This window comes from Burkholderia sp. MR1-5-21, assembly GCF_053427715.1.
The window spans coordinates 1-278 of sequence record NZ_JBSAXD010000163.1; the positions used below are offsets into that span (position 1 = coordinate 1).

Here is a 278-nt window from a genome sequence, read left to right on the forward strand (position 1 = left end):
GTCATCCAGACGCCGAACGGGCTGTCGCAGGTGAACATCGTGAAGCCTTCGGGCGCCGGGGTGTCGGTCAATAGCTACAACCAGTTCGATGTCCAGAAGAACGGCGCGATCCTGAACAATTCGCCGACGTCCGTTACCACCCAGCAGGCCGGTTTCATCAACGGGAATCCGAACTTCGGGGCCGGACAATCCGCGCGCGTCATCGTCAACCAGGTGAACAGCGCGAACCCGTCACAACTGCGCGGATACGTTGAAGTCGCCGGGAGCCGCGCGGAAGT

At 61.5% G+C, this 278-nt stretch carries 1 protein-coding gene; it reads left to right on the top strand.

What is annotated here, in order from left to right; genetic code table 11:
- Window positions 1-278 (top strand): two-partner secretion domain-containing protein (locus ACV229_RS40890; RefSeq protein WP_448088704.1); only part of this gene is annotated, 278 nt, incomplete at both ends.